Source organism: Paenibacillus sp. FSL R5-0519 (assembly GCF_037974275.1).
GTDB lineage: Bacteria > Bacillota > Bacilli > Paenibacillales > Paenibacillaceae > Paenibacillus.
The window spans coordinates 1,916,889-1,931,653 of sequence record NZ_CP150234.1; the positions used below are offsets into that span (position 1 = coordinate 1,916,889).

Below are 14,765 nucleotides of genomic sequence, written 5' to 3' on the forward strand. Positions count from 1 at the left end.
ATGGTCGGACCTCTCTACGCAATTATTAACCGCGAAACGGGCGAGATTGTGCGGGATAAAACGTACACGGACGTTCGCCACGCAAAGAGCGCTATTCGATATCACTTTCGTGGTCAGACGCATCTTTACGGAATCGGCATCGTAGAGAGAAGCGCCAAACTCGCGTGGTACGTTGACGATAACGATAACTGGGCGGAGGTGACTGCGGAATGACTACGCTACCTAACATCGGTTTAATCGGACGCCTTCGTAGCGGGAAAGACACGCTGGCCGATTATCTCGCGGATGACGACGAAGGTTACGGATATCTACGCTACGCATTCGGCGATGGCATCCGCGATATCTGCCGCCGCCTCTATCCGGACCAGTTCGCAAACGGCACAAAGCCGCGCGCCCTCCTGCAGCAGTTCGGAGAATATGCGCGTACTCACGATCGAGACGTTTGGGTTAACGATATGTTTCGCAGAATCCGGGATAACGAATACTCGCGCTATTCTCCCGTTGTGGTGAGCGACGTGCGCCAGTTACACGAAGTTGAAGCGTTAAGAGCGCGCGGCTACGTCCTCATCCGCGTCGAGGCACCGGAAGCCCTACGCATTGACCGCGCCATTAAATCCGGAGACCGCTTTAATCTCCGCGACCTTACGCACGGCACAGAGACGGCGCTTGATGGTTACAGCGCGGACTTTACGGTGACGAATGACGGCGACCTCGCGCACCTCTACCGCCAGATTGACGAGATTATCGCGTTCCTAGGCGGTGATTGGCCGGAATGACTACGCTTAACATCGCGGAAGAGTGGCGTAAAGGCTACGAGGCCGGTTACGTAAGTGGACGGATCGACGCGTTAGAAGGGCGCGGCTATGACGATCGGACACCGCTGCAGAAGCGGAAGGATAACGGGGAGGTGGTCGCGGATGATGAGCGCGAGCTTTGACCGTTTCCAGCCGCCAGATGAGAGCGTGGATATCGTTGGTTATTGCGCCTATTGCGGCGAGCCTATTGAGCGCGGTCAGTCCGTTACATCTTACGCAAGCGGTGCGAAGACACACGACGGATTTTGCGAGGATCAGTACGTAGAGAACGAGTTGGGTATTACGAGAGGAGCGGTTTAATGCAGACATACTATGGAGATTTAACGATAACTAACACGCGTATTCCGAAAGAGAGGATCGTTGAGGCGGAGGACTGGCATAAAACCGCGAGCTTAGACTGGAAAGAGCAGCGCGCATTAGGTTTGATTCGCGAAACATTGACGATGGGGCAGGAGCGTTACGGTGCTGAGTTAAAGGTCGTCGTATCCTGTTCGTTCGGAATCGACTCTATGTTGACGCTACATCTCGTTCGACGTGTCGCCCAAGAGCTGGGCATCTCGTTCGACGTGTCGCCCAAGAGCTGGGCATCTCGTTCGACACAGTATGGAACAATACGCTTAATGAGTACCCGCAAACACGCGTATATGCGAAGAGGATGACGGAAGAGTGGTCGCTTAACTTAATTGAAGCGCGGCCGGAAACCACTCTACGCAAAATTTACGAGGAAAACGGAGTCGATACGCTGTTCAAGCGTAAAGGCGACCGAAGCGGCGGCGAAGGCAACAAAGAGCCGGTCGTTGAGAAGTGTTGCGGCGCGCTTAAACACAAGCCGATGAAGAAGGCGATTAAGGAAAACGGATGGCACATTATGTTTAACGGAGTACGCGCCGGCGAATCTCGCCAACGATGGATGAGCGCTCGCCGTGACGGTGACCTCTTCTACTCGTCGCATACGTGGAAAACGTGGGTCTGCCGGCCGATCCTGTGGTGGACCGCGCTATCCGACTCGTTCAATTACGGAAACAATCGCCAGGAAGACGTTTGGAACTGCGTTCGGAAACACGATATGCCGTACAACGAAATCTACGACATGAACGCGGTGATCGACGATTCTTACACGGGTAAAGACGTCGTTGTCGACCGTGTAACTGCGGAATTCCTGGTTGCGAAGGGACTCAACGTGTTCATGCCGCGTACCGGATGCATGGCGTGTCCGATTCCGATTAAGCGCGGATATCTCCGCTACCTCCGGACGACATTTCCAAAAGTATACCGCTCGATGCTTTTTCAACTCGGTTTTGCCCGCGTTCTTATCGCAGAGATGCCGGAGGATCAGCGCGCAGAATTGCTCGATGAGTTAAACGGATTCGGCATCATTACGGAGAAGACGGAAGAGGCGGTACTGGACCGCTTGGAGGACGTCATCGAATGGAAGCCGTGCGTATTTGACGGAGTCGGCGTAGTTAAACGCAAGCAGCCGAAGAAATCTGCTTAATCGTATGAAACCGTAAATGTTCGAATAATTCACGATAGAGTTACGCGGGCCATCTGTATCTTCATTACGCGAGGGTATTCGCTTGGCCTGCGTCATCTAATCGTTAAAAGGGAGCGGATTTGCGTATGGGACACGTTAAAATCGATATCGAAAAGGGTTCGCGCAGCTATTCCGTTAAATACTCGCTTTCATCCGCGGCCGGAGTTAAGGCGCTATTACGCGATCGCCACCGGATCAGTTCCGCACGGTTCCGCGGAGATTACGCCGCCTGCGACATCCTCGTCGATTTGCATAGCGCAATTAACTCGGCCGGCTTGACGGATAGGCAGACGGAGGCAATTGCGTTCGTATACGGATTTGACGTTACACAGGCGGAGGCCGCGCGTCAGATGGGCGTTTCCCGCGAGGCCGTTACGCAATTAATCGAAGCGGCTGCGGAGAAGATGGCCGCTGTCTACAAGCGTTGGGAATACGGAGAGGTTAGCGTTGAGTACACGGAAGATAGCGAACTGGAGGCGGTTTAATGGAGAACTATAAATGGGCGTTTCACGAGGTAATCACGGAGTTGTCGGAGGAGAATATCGAGGATCGCGGTGAACGTATGGCCGCGGTCGAAGCGCTAACCGATTCGTACATTGAGGCTAACGGAGAACGTCCGGATGTTGACGCGCTCGAACGCCTGACCAACCTGATCCTTCGCGAAGAATTAACGGATATGCACCCGGATAAGATGACGCGCGAAGAATACCCGATCATGTCCCTACACCAAGAGGACAGACGCCGCAGTAATGAGTACGAGGATGTACTGGCGGTTGCCTATGACGTCGCAGGAGTTAATCGCGCTAAGCCTGAACGTCGTCACCGTACGAGTAGCGATAATACTTTCGTTGAGAAACTGGCGCGTAAGAAGAATCGAGAACGTAAGGCGCAGTACAAGCGCGACACGAGCCCAGGCGAAGTTAAAACGTACAATCTACACGAAAATGGCGGTGAGCTTACGGAGCCTTTCGTTAACTGCGTCGGCATTGGCAAGCGCTGGGCTACCGAGATGGGCGCGGTAAATGAGACGGAGATTATACGCGAGGAAACGGAAGAAACTGCCGAGCTGTTGTCCGCCGCCGCATAACGAAAAGAAGCGCCTCATTCCGGGGCGCTTTCGCTGGTTACGTATTAGTACTCTACTCCAAGCGCGATTAAGACAATGTGGACCCATAAACCAGCGGCGAGCACGCCCATTAATACGATATTAACGCGCTTATGAACATCGGCGCCTTTCCACTCTTTCTTCCAGTCGTCAATCATTGCGCTTCCCCCTTATCTAATTCGAGTATATCCATTATTTCTACGCCAAGAACTTCGCACATTATCGCGAGATTGTCAAGCGGGAGCCGCAGCGTCTTATTGGCGCGCATATCTCCGACAGACGTGCGGCGTATTCCGGTTAATCGGCCGAACTCACGATCGCCTATGCCGCGCTCTTTAAGTAGCTCATCGAGTTTGAGGCGGACTTTATACGTGGACATTGGATTGCCACCTCCTACGTTTAGTATAGCGTAAAATTCGTCACGTTAAAAGTGCCAAAATGTGTTGACACGTTAAACGGGACATAGTATATTGTGAGTATAAACGGAACGCTAAACGGGACAATGGGGCACGCAATATGACCGATATCAAACACGTAACCTGCGAACGCTGCAACGGTTCAGGACGCTATAACGAAACATACGTATGCTACGGTTGTGCCGGCACGGGCAACGCTAACACGCCGACTAAACGTGTAATCTGCGTCAAGCCTTTCGCTAAGTTCGGATTCAATCGCGGCACCTTCGCAATCGCGCGCATGACAACGCCAGCTGCGTATACCGGCGAAACGCGCTGGATCATCCGCGGCCATACGCTGCTTGATCGCCAGGTTAACGAATACTTTCGGGAGGTGGGCGCTAGATGAGTACGGAGACATACGCGTCAATATTACGCAACAGTTATACGGAGGATGATGCGCCTGAACATCGCCGGGCGCTAATCTACGCAACATTCGTCGGCATGGTCGAATCAATCGTTAATGACGCGGATTATACGGCCGCGCGTAAGATAGCGAAATTACGTAATCTTAATACAGCGCGTAAGGAGGTATTAGCGGATGAATAAGCGGTTATTTGCGGTAGGTAAGCGGATGGGTGGGCGGAGTTACGTAAAGGTAGCGGGCGGAGAATGGGTCGAGGTTAAAGCGGGAGCAGCGGATGAAAAAGCGCGTTGATGTGCGGAGGATCGTGTGGCAGACGGGATTGGCGCGGAAATGGCGGAGGATATTGCGTTTTATACGAAGGTGGGACCGGAGCTAATCCGGTCTTTTTCGTGTCTCCGGCGCTTTGAATACGAAGATGTCGCGCCTGAAATACGTGCCGGCGATCTTAACGTAGTCTGGCGTATACTTTTCGACGGTGCCGCCGTAATCTGCGATCGTGTGTGCGCCGGGTTCGTAGATAGTTACGCGGACTTGTGCGAGGGCGGCGGCCAGCAATTCGGTGTCTGTAATTAACGTTTTCATACGAAATAAATTCGATAAATTAGCGGAAAATCCTTCAAACTACCTTACATTTTACCCGTTCAGTTACCTACGTAGATGTAGCCCCTGGGAATCAGGGTGTATATGTCGTGGCTAGGGAACGCGACCTGAAAGCAAGATACTCCGACACTTGCTCGCCACGGCTTAATATTACTCAGTCGGAAACATAACGCAGAGGAGAGCGAACAATGACAATAAACATAACGGTACCTCAAGAGTCTCTTTCATTAGACATCCTGAGTGTGCGAAGAATTATGGTACCGCAAATTATAGGAAAAAGTGGAATATACGTGTTTTACGATGTTGAAGAAAAGCCTTTATATGTTGGTAAATCCAAAGACTTAAACAGACGAATCAATGAACATTTGGGTCTGTCTCCCTACCCGTTCGATAACCGAGCGGTTACAGTGAAAGTTTACTTGGAGGACGATCCTACAAGCGTCGATATATACGAATCGTTCATGATAAGTAAACTCGAACCTGAATATAACCGCGCAGGCAACTATTCTGACGGATTCCAACGGCAGAACGCTGATGAGCTTTTCGATCTTGAAGTAAGATTATCAGAAGCAGAAGATGAGGAACGGACACTATCCTCATTCATTCATGAGCAAGAGGCTGCCGTGATGTATGAAGAGTTAACAGAAGTTGAAGACTTCATTGAGGCCCTTCGTGATATCGGACATATTCGCCGGAAGATATCAGAGTTGAAACGTGAAATTGGGGTTAGAAAACGCCGTTCAAGTAAGGCGGTGAAGTCCGTTGGGTAACGTAATTCCAATCGGAATCAATCCGGAAACAGGCGAAATTGGACGTTTTGTACCATACGGACAAGGATACGAGGTTACAACGCCTAAACAGCGTGAAGCTCGCCGTAAGCACGTTAAACGGGCACAAGCGGTTGAGTCACGTAATGGCATGCGTTGGGTTGCGTGTTATCACGACGCTATCCGGGACATTACGCAAAGCATGACTCTTACGGAAGCTGGCGCGCTTATTCGATTGCTACCGTTTCTACGTTTCAAGGGAGACGGCAAGCTAATCGAGAACGGCAAACCGCTTAAACAGACGGACATCCAACGTATCATCGGACGTAGTAAGGTCGTTACAACCGCGCTGCTTAAGCGCCTGGAAGAGCTCTCCGTCATTACGAAGGAGACGTCCGGACGATCTAACGTATACTCGTTTAACGGCGATTTCCATACGTACGGTATCGTCAATGAGGGCGTTAAGTTTACGAAGCTGTACCAGTATCATACGAACGAGATTACGCGCGATCTTGATCTAAACGAGATCGGCCTACTATACAAGATACTTCCGTATTTCCATTATCAAACGTTCTACCTTTGCGCTAATCCGGATGAGGATAGCGAGGACAATATCGATCACTTAACGCGTGAGAGACTGGCGGAACTTATCGGGCACGAACCGGAAACAGTATCGCGCCTCATATCGAAGCTGCAGTCTAAGGGCGTAATACTTTCGACTAAGGCGATGAACAGCGTCAACTACATCGTACATCCTGACGTCATGTATCGGCAGGAAACGGAAGACGCAGAGTATGCGGGAATGGTGCGGAGGCTGTTCAAACAGCACAGACTGCGCCAAGCTATGTGATCAAAACAGACCCAATCAAGGGGGTCTATGTGATCAAAACAGACCCAATCGAAAGTCGCCTGCGCCTTAGAGCCACGCGGCTTTCAGCCGTTTTTGGGCAAAATGTTCTCTTATCTTATAGAGACTTTTAACCACGCAAAATATTGGTTCGTTCCATATACTGCGGAGTTCGGGATGAAAGTTAAAAGAAGCACCTACCGCTTCGGTTGATTTTGCTTCGCAAACTAAACCTCGCGGGATCATTAAGCTTAAGGAATAACGCGTAATCAATTATATGTTCCAGAGCCGCCAGGCGATGGAGCTAGGAACGCAGTGACGAAGCATTCTTTAAGCTCAAACCTTGCTTGTAGTAGTCAAGAAGCTTATTCCTCGAAGTACCTCATGTAGGCAACACCAAAGACCAAATAACGCGGATTCACTTACGTTTAGCGAACGCTAAGTGAGCGGAGGGAGAACGTATGTTAAACGTACTATTCGTATTGTTAGGCGTTCATATTGCGTTATTACTCGTTAATCTAATCGCGTTTATTCCGGTAGCTATTCAATCGCGTACTGGGTTCGTAGAGGTAACGAAGAGCCTCGGATACATTGCGTTTGTACCGTATGTACCGGCGCTGTTTATTATCGTCATGTGGATCGACGATTTTAACGAATGGAGACGTAGAAATACGTAATATTAGCGCGTCTATCTTACGCCTTGCCTGAGCGTAGGAAGGTGTCGCTATACACGTTATTAACGTTAATCACACGGAAGGGGGACGTAATTATGGCGAAGCAATTAACGTCTGAACAGTTCATCGCGATTGAATGGCTCGCTAAGCCGCGTAAGGGCGGTAAGACGTACGAAGAGATCGCTACTATATGCGGAGTAACAGCGCGCACACTAGAGAACTGGCGTAAGGATGCAACGTTCGAAGCGGAGTTCAAGCGCGCTATTGTGCGTGAGAACAGCGCTAAATTACCGGAGTTAGTCGACTCGTTATCTACGATAGCTATACGGGACGGCAACGCGGCTATGGCGAAGCTAGCGCTACAGATTAGCGGTATGTTGACGGACAAGATCGAAGTGGAAACGAAGGATGGCGAAGGAACGGATCTGGTTGCGTTGAAGGCACGGATAGAGGCCGCGAAGGTGAGATCCGAAACAGCGGAGTAGGTGAGGCATTATATGAAGGAAGATGCGCGGTGGGACTTCGGATGCTTTCGTACAGGTCCGAATAACCTACAGCGCGCTCATTCCACGCATCCTCCCCGAAACTTTTCGTCAACTCAACGCTTCACTACGTTACAGTGCGACGGTTTATGCATAGCGGTGAATTAACGGGGCATAACGGCCGCATATAAGCGCGGATAGGGTACGGGAAATAGGCGCATAACCTTCCAGCTACTAACGGGCATAATCCGCATAAGGACGCGGGTTGCACGCGTTAATAACTGGAAATGCATATACGATGTATAAGGCGCGTTTATGCAGCGTAAATAGAACGTTGATGTGGCGCTGGTTTGCGGAGCGTACTATTGCACCGTATATGGATTTTGTGCACATGTCCACGCATAACGATGAATAAACGGAAGGCTTACGATTATGCAACGCGGATGAATAACGGAAGGTGTCCGGGTGAGGGGCGTGACCCCCCAAGGCCCCCTTCGTCGACCGCCTCATCAGGCACATTTAAAATCGGCGCACAAAAATAAACGTTTGGACTTTACGGAAGCCCAACGCAAGCACACGTAATTATCGCGTAAATTCACCGTGCAAATAGCGCGTTTCGCCTATTCCGAGTGTATCCGTTAGGGCCAGCGCTTAAACACGCTAATTTAACGCAATTTCAACGTAACTGCGAAAGGAGGTTAACGGAGTGGCATGGACTAACGGAAAATGGATCGGAAGAGACGAACGCGCAGCGAAACTTAACGAGCTGACCGCGTTACTTGACGTGCTCGAAGGCGTAGATATCGCCGACCTTTCAGCGGAAGACGCGGCGGATATTGACGCTCAGCTTGCGGAATATGAACGGCTGGAACGGATACACCGCTGCGAAACGGACTTGATCGAATTTGCGCTTGAGTACTTCTCGGAAGCGCGGAATCCAGGCAACGACGGTAACTGGGACGGCTTCGACATAACGGACGCGGCCTTTGCGCCTATATTTCACCGTGAAATTGCCGTGATAATGGACGATGTATCCAACGTTACGACAAACGATAAGGTAGCGGTGGCGGCGCCCCGTTCTCACGCGAAATCAACGTATTTATCCAAGGGCTTCCCATTGCGGGAGATCGCGTACAGGAAGCGCAAGTACGAGATTATCATTTCGGACACGCCGACGGTCAGCTCCGGCAACCTCGATTGGATTGCGATGCAGCTTAAAAGCAACGTTAAACTGCGCGCAGACTTTGGTCCCTTGTTATCGCCGAAACAGCAGGAGAATCCGAAGGACAACAGTTCGGAGTTTATCGCATGGGAGCCGCGCGAAGACGGTACGAAGAAGTTGCTTACGAAAGTAGAAGCGGCATCAACCGGTCAGGCGCTCCGTGGACGTAACTGGAACGGCGTGCGGCCGGACTTGATCGTATGTGACGACTTGGAAGATGCGCGGCCAGGCGGTAACGCATCAACGCCGGACTTGCGTAAGAAGCTCCGCGATTGGTTCGCTCAAACGGTGGTGCCGCTCGGTGATCCGAAAGGTAAGCGGACGGCCTTCGTATACATGGGAACGACGGTCCATCACGAAGCGCTCCTCGTTGACGTGCTTTATAACCGCGCGGACTTTAAAAGCCGTATTTATCGCGCCGTTATCGATTGGCCCGAGCGTATGGACTTATGGGAAGCGTGTCGGCTCGTTTACAAAGATCCCGACAGACCGAAAGAAGCACGCGCAAAAGATGCGCTCGAACTATATGAGATGAATCGCGCGGAGATGGATCGCGGCGTTATCGTACTGTGGCCGGAAGCGCAACCGATATGGCGCCTCATGAAGTTCAAGTGGGACAACGGATCAAAGGCGTTTAACACGGAGTATCAGAACAATCCGGTCGACGAAGAATCGATGATATTTAATCCGGAGTCGTTTACGTATTGGGACGGAAAAATGGAACTCGACGCTATCCTGCGGGAGTCTGACGTCTATATGGGCGTTGACTTTGCGATGGGTAAACAGCGCGGCGACTATTCCGCCATTGTTACGATCGCGCGGCATAAGAAGACCGGAACGAAATACGTAATCGATGCGTATGGGGAACGCGTTAAGCCTGACGAGTTTATCCGCGTAATTGTCGAGAAGGTCATACGGTACCAGCCGATTGGAATTGCGGCAGAGGCGCAGGCAGCGCAGGAGTTCTTCGTACAGAAGCTGAAAGAGGCGCTGAGAGCTGCGGGGTATCCGGCGGGGACTCGCGTTAAGGAAATACACCAACGTTCGCGGAAAGAGCTGCGAATTGAGGCGATGTTGCCGGACATTGAAGGTGGCGCGATACAGTTTTCGAAGAGACATGCGCTATTACTTGAGCAATTCGAGTACTACGGAACCGGAAGCCACGATGATTTGCCGGATGCTACGGAAATGGCCGTAAGTATTTCGAAAACGGGCCGTAAGAAAGTCCGCAATAAGCCAGAATGGATGTAAGGGGGTAATTGATACGTTTGATTTAACAGGATATTGGAGGTCGGTAGAGGCGGAGTATCTAGCACAGGTAAGCCGGCCAGACACCGACAAGTGGGCGGCATTCTCTGCTCAAAAGAATCGGAATTTACGGGAGCACTTAGCTGTGTTAAACGTAGGCTCTCGTCAGCATCGAATGGTGGCGTTAGGATTTTTGTTTTGGTCAGAACTTGCCGCGCATCTACGAGGAGAGGAAGACATCAAACGTTTAGAGCGGGTAGAGGCAATTCGCGCCATTTTAAACGGGGAGGAGGACATTGATGACTCGAATCTTTACGACAGGATCGCAGTATCCCCCGGAATGTGATATCCCACGTCTGGCCCGATATAAACGCGGACGTATCATATTTGACGGACGCCATCCGGAGATTTACGACAGAGCGACATCACTTTTGCAAGACACTCCGCACGCACCACAACTTCAAACGCTGTTCATTGCTGTTAACCTGATGGATATCCTGCTTACGAAGCCCGCGGACCTATTAACTGGTGAGCCCCCAACGTTCGAAAGCGGAACAGGCGCAGGCAGCCGTGAGCAGGAGCGTCTCGACTCGATTGTCGAAGAGAACGATTTGGTTCAGGCGACGCACGAACTCGTAATCGGCGGCGGTTTCCGCGGCGACTCATACCTCAAGACGTACTTCGGAACGCGTGCGGACGTCAGTGAGACGGTAGAACTCGGATTACCAGCGCCAGAAACTATGCTCGAACCGATTATCGAGGCAGTGCCGGCTAACATCGTCTTTCCAGAACTTTCGAACGGATCACGTAAGAAGTTTAAGGCATTCAACATCGCGTGGATCGATTGGGTAGAGGAAACTAATGGACGCATCGTTCGATTTATCTCCGGAATCGACCGGAATTATACTCCGTACCTCGTAGTTGAGCGTCACGTGCCCGGATACATCCTTTACGAGCGCTTTAAACTCGAAGACAAAGGCGTCAATGATCAGTGGGGCGTGCCGATTGCGACGTTTACGATCGGAGACTCAGTACCTACGGGTCGCGAACAGGACGTTGTGGCTACAGGAACAGACCGTCTACTCGTTCACCACATCCCATACAAGAGCGTAGACGATCGGTGGGAAGGCATTAGCGGCATAGAGAAGCTTGAGAGCGTCCTGGCCGCGATTAACGACCGTCTCGTACAGATAGACTATATTCTCTGGAAACACAGCGATCCGACAGCGTACGGCCCGGAAGTGGACGAGAACGATGAAAACACTGTACGTATGGCCGGAAAGTACATCGAGGTCAGTAAGGACGATGTAGTGCCAGGCTATATGACGTGGAACTCGCAACTTGACGGCGCGTTTAAAGAGCTCGACGTACTCCTGGGACTCGTTTACCAAATGAGCGAGACGCCGCAATGGTTGTTCGGTACAACGCTTGCAGCCGACAAAGGCGGCACCGGAACGTCCCACACGGATTCTGGCGCAATCAAAGCGCGGTTTATGCCGATCCTGGCGAAAGTCAACCGGATACGCGCGCACGTTGATAAGGCGCTCCGTGACTCAATTTGGACAGCTATGCAACTCGAAAATTACGCGAATGAAGGCGTTCAGGGCTTCGAACCGTACGAACCGGTTTACCCGCGTATTAACTGGCGTGATGGTCTGCCGCGTGATGAGAAGGAAGCTGCGGAAGTGGCCGCAATCAGAACCGGAGCCAAGCCGACAATGTCCGTTAGCGATGCGGTTAAATACCTCGACGGAGTTGACGATAAACTTGCGGAGGAAATGTTGCGTAGGATTGACGAAGACGAGAAGCGCATTAACGGTACCGTCGACGGCACGATATTTAACGAAGAGGTAGTCGTATAATGGCGCGGATTCCTGATCCGAACTATGACCGCGATATCAATCGTCTCGTTGATGCTTACAAACGCGCTGTTCTCGCCATCGCAACGGAGCTTTCCCGCTTAGATACTTCCGATATATCACGCGTACACGCAAAGGCCGCCCTCGCTGAGGTTGCGGTTATTTTGCGTGAGTTAAACGTGGAGTCAGCGGCCTGGGTTGCGGAGTACATTCCGAAGGCGGCAATCGACGGAGTGGCGCGCGCAATCGTTGAGCTCGGCGTTGTCAATACGTTGGTCGAAGCGGAGAAGATCGTTAAGTTTAACCGGATAAATCGCGAGCTTGTAGCGTCAGCCATTGCGGATACTCAAGCGGATTTACTTGCGGTTACGCAAAACATCGACCGCCGCGTACGGCAGGCAGTCCGCCAAGCAACAGCGGAATCATTTCGCGCTAACATGGCGTCAGGCATTAACGGTCGCCGTACGATTAACGCGGACACGCTCGCCGGCATCCGTAAGACACTCGGCCAGGCGACAGACACTGGTATTATTGACGCGGCAGGACGGCGTTGGAAGCCGGAAGTCTACGTCGATACCGTAACACGTACGAAACTTAACTCCGCGCACCGAGACGCAACGATAAACGAGGCGATCGGACGCGAAACATATTACGCGCAGATATCAAGTCACGGCGCACGAGATGCGTGTCGTAACTGGGAAGGCCGCATCGTCAAGTTAGTACCGGATGCTCCCGGAGATTATCCGTATGTAGGCGATCTACCTCGTCGCGAAATATTCCATCCACGCTGTCGTCACGTACTATCTCCGATCCGCAATCCGGAAAATATCGGAGGAGGAATTTAGATGGCGGACCCAATCGCAAGGCACCCGTTTTCGGGAACGGGAAACAAGACGGTGACATTTTCGAACGTCGCGTCTTTTCTAGTATTTTTTAACGACGGGACAACGGATATCACCATCAATGCTGGGCAATTCCAGACGATAGTTAAAGGCGGAGACGCTTTTGACGAGCGACTAGACCCGTTCAGTGAGCTATTGATTACCGGAAGCGGCTCGTATCACGGATATGTGCGCGTCAGAGGTGTTGGGTAATGGCCGGACGTGACACGATCGCTAGGAACAGCGCCAGAAAGGCGGCCCTCACCGCTAAGAAAGCGAATGACGGCGTGGCTCCATACGGATTCGGTGCGCAAGTCGAGTCGTATACACCGAAATTTACGAAACTCGAAGGGCCTCCGATATTCACTGCGGCGATGTCCGGAAAGTCGAGTATCTATTGGTTCCGCGTAATCAAAGTTGACGGACTGATTCCGAACGCACTCGGAAAGTACTACGCTACATTTTCAACGAACCATAACGCGCGCGGCGGTATTGGACTCGCTTACGCAGACGATCCGAAAGGTCCGTTCAAGAATTACGGAGAGATTTACGTTGACACCGTTGTTGGCGATTCAACCGAGACGCCGTTCGTAATATACAACGAAAAAGAGCAGTTGTTTTATATGTATTACCAGCAATCAGGCGCAGGCATCAACCAATCGACCTTACTTGCGACATCGCCTAACATGATTAACTGGACGCGTATAGGAATCGTACTCGATAAACCGGACGGCTATCCCGGCGACGGCCACACCGGTTATTTTGCCGTGTTCAAATTCGCGGAAAAGTGGGTTGGTTATAGCGTTATGGGCGGCGGAGATTATGGCCGCAAAGCGATCTCGTACTCAAACGACGGAAAGTTTTGGTACTCCGATCCTCGCGCGATGCTTGGCGGTAACGACGCAACGCTGTCCTATGGAGAAAATTTCTCACGCTCTAACGCCGGTCTCTTTATGTACCGCGGCCAGATGTGGTGGATCGGGATGATGTCTGCGTACGCTTCCGGCGGAGTCACAACCGTAGCCCGTCCGGCCATTGCCCGCATAAGTCCGGATTTACGACATCTCCTCCATCGCCCGATCGATCTTGTACCGTTTCCAACATTGCCGTGGGAGACAACGAACATGCAGTCGATGATGGTATCCGTATTGGACGGTAACATTTACGTGTACTACAACACGGACAATAACGTCGGACTTGTTCATACGGAGGTGGCATAATGTTACATCGCGGACTAGACGGTAAGGAGATACCGAGCGGCAAGATACACAAACGACTCTGCGCTGACTTTCTGGACGGCGCGCTACCAGCGTGGTTAACAACCGTAGGCACACCGACATTTGAACCGCCGCCAGGACGTGGATTACTGCGTTTGACGACGGCAGCAACCGCGGCAAGTAGCGTAGAGTTAAAATCGACCGCAACGTTTAACAGTACGCAGTTTACGGAAATCGCGTATACGATCGAGGGTCTGCAGTTTAACGGAAACATTCAGATATCGGTGCAGGTCGGCATTAAAAGCGCGGATAGTAAGGCGGGTATCACGTTTTTCCATAACGTCAATCAACCAAGCGGTATCATCCGCGCATACAAGGCAGACGGAACGTACACGGACTATCCTACAAAAATGGCGTTCTTTACCGTGAATATGGCGGGCGACGAGGGCCAAAACCGCAAGAATTTGACCGTCCGCCTGTTTACCGGACAACAGTACGCAGCCTCCACCGGTAGACGCGTTTATGTATACGTACAAAACGACGACCAAGTCGGCGCACTTGCGGATGTAACCGACTCGTTTACCGACGGTGATCTGCAGTGTATTGCGCGACTCACTACAAGCGCGGCCGTAGCTAAGACGTTGGTCGCTTCGCAAGTCAAGATCGATCTATACAGTAATTAACGTAAAACC

General features: G+C 51.6%; 21 protein-coding genes. 19 read left to right on the top strand and 2 right to left on the bottom strand.

What is annotated here, in order from left to right; translation table 11 throughout:
- The 7 genes from MKY73_RS08685 to MKY73_RS08715 all read left to right on the top strand — a co-directional run bounded on the left by MKY73_RS08685 (window position 1) and on the right by MKY73_RS08715 (window position 3,436).
- Complete coding sequence (locus MKY73_RS08685; protein ID WP_339306877.1) at window positions 1-213, top strand: hypothetical protein; 213 nt, start codon at window positions 1-3, stop codon at window positions 211-213.
- Window positions 210-776: a hypothetical protein gene (locus MKY73_RS08690; protein ID WP_339306879.1), complete on the top strand. Its 567-nt coding sequence runs from the start codon at window positions 210-212 to the stop codon at window positions 774-776. Before MKY73_RS08685 ends, MKY73_RS08690 begins: the two co-directional genes overlap by 4 nt.
- Window positions 777-917: 141 nt before the next feature.
- Entirely contained in the window at window positions 918-1,115 is a 198-nt protein-coding gene (locus MKY73_RS08695) for a hypothetical protein (RefSeq protein WP_339306881.1), read from the top strand.
- On the top strand, window positions 1,115-1,474 hold the full coding sequence (locus MKY73_RS08700; protein WP_339306883.1) for a hypothetical protein: 360 nt from the start codon (window positions 1,115-1,117) through the stop codon (window positions 1,472-1,474). Before MKY73_RS08695 ends, MKY73_RS08700 begins: the two co-directional genes overlap by 1 nt.
- Complete coding sequence (locus tag MKY73_RS08705; RefSeq protein WP_339308535.1) at window positions 1,402-2,310, top strand: phosphoadenosine phosphosulfate reductase family protein; 909 nt, start codon at window positions 1,402-1,404, stop codon at window positions 2,308-2,310. The genes MKY73_RS08700 and MKY73_RS08705 overlap by 73 nt, the downstream gene beginning before the upstream one ends.
- A 125-nt stretch (window positions 2,311-2,435) precedes the next feature.
- Window positions 2,436-2,834 carry a sigma factor-like helix-turn-helix DNA-binding protein gene (locus tag MKY73_RS08710; RefSeq protein ID WP_339306885.1) on the top strand — a complete coding sequence of 133 codons (399 nt, stop codon included), beginning with the start codon at window positions 2,436-2,438 and terminating at the stop codon, window positions 2,832-2,834.
- Entirely contained in the window at window positions 2,834-3,436 is a 603-nt protein-coding gene (locus tag MKY73_RS08715; RefSeq protein ID WP_339306887.1) for a hypothetical protein, read from the top strand. Before MKY73_RS08710 ends, MKY73_RS08715 begins: the two co-directional genes overlap by 1 nt.
- 44 nt (window positions 3,437-3,480) lie before the next feature.
- Here the strand turns inward: MKY73_RS08715 and MKY73_RS08720 are convergent, their stop codons facing one another.
- Together MKY73_RS08720 and MKY73_RS08725 are read right to left on the bottom strand one after the other, a co-directional pair.
- Window positions 3,481-3,612 carry a hypothetical protein gene (locus MKY73_RS08720; protein ID WP_339306889.1) on the bottom strand — a complete coding sequence of 44 codons (132 nt, stop codon included), beginning with the start codon at window positions 3,610-3,612 and terminating at the stop codon, window positions 3,481-3,483.
- The gene (locus MKY73_RS08725) at window positions 3,609-3,833 is read right to left on the bottom strand and encodes a helix-turn-helix transcriptional regulator (protein ID WP_339306891.1); all 225 of its coding nucleotides are present in this window, start codon (window positions 3,831-3,833) and stop codon (window positions 3,609-3,611) included. Before MKY73_RS08725 ends, MKY73_RS08720 begins: the two co-directional genes overlap by 4 nt.
- 137 nt (window positions 3,834-3,970) lie before the next feature.
- On the opposite strand from MKY73_RS08725, the gene MKY73_RS08730 reads away from it, so the two are divergent.
- The 12 genes from MKY73_RS08730 to MKY73_RS08785 all read left to right on the top strand — a co-directional run bounded on the left by MKY73_RS08730 (window position 3,971) and on the right by MKY73_RS08785 (window position 14,756).
- The gene (locus tag MKY73_RS08730) at window positions 3,971-4,258 is read left to right on the top strand and encodes a hypothetical protein (RefSeq protein WP_339306892.1); all 288 of its coding nucleotides are present in this window, start codon (window positions 3,971-3,973) and stop codon (window positions 4,256-4,258) included.
- Complete coding sequence (locus MKY73_RS08735) at window positions 4,255-4,458, top strand: hypothetical protein (RefSeq protein WP_339306893.1); 204 nt, start codon at window positions 4,255-4,257, stop codon at window positions 4,456-4,458. Before MKY73_RS08730 ends, MKY73_RS08735 begins: the two co-directional genes overlap by 4 nt.
- Window positions 4,459-5,064: 606 nt before the next feature.
- The gene (locus MKY73_RS08740; protein WP_339306894.1) at window positions 5,065-5,646 is read left to right on the top strand and encodes a GIY-YIG nuclease family protein; all 582 of its coding nucleotides are present in this window, start codon (window positions 5,065-5,067) and stop codon (window positions 5,644-5,646) included.
- A complete protein-coding gene (locus MKY73_RS08745; RefSeq protein WP_339306895.1) occupies window positions 5,639-6,493 on the top strand; it encodes a helix-turn-helix domain-containing protein in 855 nt (284 codons plus the stop codon). Before MKY73_RS08740 ends, MKY73_RS08745 begins: the two co-directional genes overlap by 8 nt.
- Before the next feature lie 458 nt (window positions 6,494-6,951).
- On the top strand, window positions 6,952-7,167 hold the full coding sequence (locus tag MKY73_RS08750; protein ID WP_339306897.1) for a hypothetical protein: 216 nt from the start codon (window positions 6,952-6,954) through the stop codon (window positions 7,165-7,167).
- Between the two features lie 92 nt (window positions 7,168-7,259).
- Window positions 7,260-7,649, top strand: coding sequence for a phBC6A51 family helix-turn-helix protein (locus tag MKY73_RS08755; protein WP_339306899.1), 390 nt, complete (start codon window positions 7,260-7,262; stop codon window positions 7,647-7,649).
- Between the two features lie 703 nt (window positions 7,650-8,352).
- Window positions 8,353-10,119: a phage terminase large subunit gene (terL, locus tag MKY73_RS08760; RefSeq protein WP_339306900.1), complete on the top strand. Its 1,767-nt coding sequence runs from the start codon at window positions 8,353-8,355 to the stop codon at window positions 10,117-10,119.
- Between the two features lie 296 nt (window positions 10,120-10,415).
- Window positions 10,416-11,978, top strand: coding sequence for a portal protein (locus tag MKY73_RS08765; RefSeq protein WP_339306901.1), 1,563 nt, complete (start codon window positions 10,416-10,418; stop codon window positions 11,976-11,978).
- Window positions 11,978-12,820 carry a phage minor capsid protein gene (locus tag MKY73_RS08770; protein WP_339306902.1) on the top strand — a complete coding sequence of 281 codons (843 nt, stop codon included), beginning with the start codon at window positions 11,978-11,980 and terminating at the stop codon, window positions 12,818-12,820. Before MKY73_RS08765 ends, MKY73_RS08770 begins: the two co-directional genes overlap by 1 nt.
- A complete protein-coding gene (locus MKY73_RS08775) occupies window positions 12,821-13,069 on the top strand; it encodes a hypothetical protein (protein ID WP_339306903.1) in 249 nt (82 codons plus the stop codon).
- Window positions 13,069-14,076 (top strand): hypothetical protein, encoded by a 1,008-nt coding sequence (locus tag MKY73_RS08780; protein ID WP_339306904.1) that lies wholly within the window; start codon window positions 13,069-13,071, stop codon window positions 14,074-14,076. Before MKY73_RS08775 ends, MKY73_RS08780 begins: the two co-directional genes overlap by 1 nt.
- Window positions 14,076-14,756: a hypothetical protein gene (locus MKY73_RS08785; RefSeq protein ID WP_339306905.1), complete on the top strand. Its 681-nt coding sequence runs from the start codon at window positions 14,076-14,078 to the stop codon at window positions 14,754-14,756. Before MKY73_RS08780 ends, MKY73_RS08785 begins: the two co-directional genes overlap by 1 nt.
- The last annotated feature ends 9 nt before the right edge of the window (window positions 14,757-14,765 follow it).

Bases quoted from the DNA above. Each gene is read 5' to 3' on its own strand.
- MKY73_RS08685 (WP_339306877.1), top strand. From the start codon at position 1: ATGGTCGGACCTCTCTACGCAATTATTAACCGCGAAACGGGCGAGATT.
- MKY73_RS08690 (WP_339306879.1), top strand. From the start codon at position 210: ATGACTACGCTACCTAACATCGGTTTAATCGGACGCCTTCGTAGCGGG.
- MKY73_RS08695 (WP_339306881.1), top strand. From the start codon at position 918: ATGATGAGCGCGAGCTTTGACCGTTTCCAGCCGCCAGATGAGAGCGTG.
- MKY73_RS08700 (WP_339306883.1), top strand. From the start codon at position 1,115: ATGCAGACATACTATGGAGATTTAACGATAACTAACACGCGTATTCCG.
- MKY73_RS08710 (WP_339306885.1), top strand. From the start codon at position 2,436: ATGGGACACGTTAAAATCGATATCGAAAAGGGTTCGCGCAGCTATTCC.
- MKY73_RS08715 (WP_339306887.1), top strand. From the start codon at position 2,834: ATGGAGAACTATAAATGGGCGTTTCACGAGGTAATCACGGAGTTGTCG.
- MKY73_RS08720 (WP_339306889.1), bottom strand. From the start codon at position 3,612: ATGATTGACGACTGGAAGAAAGAGTGGAAAGGCGCCGATGTTCATAAG.
- MKY73_RS08725 (WP_339306891.1), bottom strand. From the start codon at position 3,833: ATGTCCACGTATAAAGTCCGCCTCAAACTCGATGAGCTACTTAAAGAG.
- MKY73_RS08730 (WP_339306892.1), top strand. From the start codon at position 3,971: ATGACCGATATCAAACACGTAACCTGCGAACGCTGCAACGGTTCAGGA.
- MKY73_RS08735 (WP_339306893.1), top strand. From the start codon at position 4,255: ATGAGTACGGAGACATACGCGTCAATATTACGCAACAGTTATACGGAG.
- MKY73_RS08740 (WP_339306894.1), top strand. From the start codon at position 5,065: ATGACAATAAACATAACGGTACCTCAAGAGTCTCTTTCATTAGACATC.
- MKY73_RS08750 (WP_339306897.1), top strand. From the start codon at position 6,952: ATGTTAAACGTACTATTCGTATTGTTAGGCGTTCATATTGCGTTATTA.
- MKY73_RS08755 (WP_339306899.1), top strand. From the start codon at position 7,260: ATGGCGAAGCAATTAACGTCTGAACAGTTCATCGCGATTGAATGGCTC.
- MKY73_RS08765 (WP_339306901.1), top strand. From the start codon at position 10,416: ATGACTCGAATCTTTACGACAGGATCGCAGTATCCCCCGGAATGTGAT.
- MKY73_RS08770 (WP_339306902.1), top strand. From the start codon at position 11,978: ATGGCGCGGATTCCTGATCCGAACTATGACCGCGATATCAATCGTCTC.
- MKY73_RS08775 (WP_339306903.1), top strand. From the start codon at position 12,821: ATGGCGGACCCAATCGCAAGGCACCCGTTTTCGGGAACGGGAAACAAG.
- MKY73_RS08780 (WP_339306904.1), top strand. From the start codon at position 13,069: ATGGCCGGACGTGACACGATCGCTAGGAACAGCGCCAGAAAGGCGGCC.
- MKY73_RS08785 (WP_339306905.1), top strand. From the start codon at position 14,076: ATGTTACATCGCGGACTAGACGGTAAGGAGATACCGAGCGGCAAGATA.